The following is a 336-nucleotide window of genomic DNA, read 5'->3' on the forward strand; positions in this document are numbered from 1 at the left end:
CCAATGTCCAGTTTCCAGAAGCATAATTCACACCACTGTTAACTGTCAAGCTAGGTGTTTGAGTGATTGTTGTATCTCCATTAGAAGCAATCCAGTAGTAATCTGTTGCAGTTGCACCAGTTGTTAAAACAATATCATCACCTTGACATACGTTATTACTCAATGCACTAAGAACTGGTGTTGTTGGTAATGGATTCACAGTAATAATCACTGAATTCGTAGCCGTTCCACATCCGTTTGTTGTAACGCTTAATGTGTATTCACCTGCAGTTAAACTACTTGCTACAATTCCAGCCGGGTATTGACTTGATGAACTAAATCCGTTTGGACCAGCCC

Annotated in this window: 1 protein-coding gene; it reads right to left on the minus strand. The window is 40.2% G+C overall.

All coding sequences use genetic code 11. The annotated features are described in order from the left end of the window. Nucleotides 1–336 (minus strand): hypothetical protein (locus C6368_RS17165; RefSeq protein WP_199851672.1); only part of this gene is annotated, 336 nt, incomplete at both ends.

This window comes from Brumimicrobium mesophilum, assembly GCF_003025005.1.
GTDB classification, from domain to species: domain Bacteria; phylum Bacteroidota; class Bacteroidia; order Flavobacteriales_D; family Crocinitomicaceae; genus Brumimicrobium; species Brumimicrobium mesophilum.